Here is a 253-nt window from a genome sequence, read left to right on the forward strand (position 1 = left end):
TCATCTTCACCAGCATAAAAATCATGTTGAATAAAATCTAAAGAAACATTAGCATTTGATTTTGGAGTAACAACCTTTCCATTTATAAAGCTTAACTCATTAGTTACTCCTAAAGATTTTTTAAGTTCTACATTATTAGTAGCATCTATTTCTACATTTTGAAAAGTAGCTTTGTTGCTTCCAGAAACAGTTATTGTTTCATTATTGCTGTAAAAACCAGCTAAACCTTCATTGTTATTGTCAAGAGTACCAT

1 pseudogene is annotated in these 253 nt (G+C 28.9%); it reads right to left on the reverse strand.

Features of this window, described 5'->3' with window-relative positions:
• A pseudogene (locus F7018_RS18615) lies at positions 1-253 on the reverse strand (gliding motility-associated C-terminal domain-containing protein); the annotation flags it as partial.

This window comes from Tenacibaculum aiptasiae, from assembly GCF_008806755.1.
Taxonomy (GTDB): Bacteria; Bacteroidota; Bacteroidia; order Flavobacteriales; family Flavobacteriaceae; genus Polaribacter; species Polaribacter aiptasiae.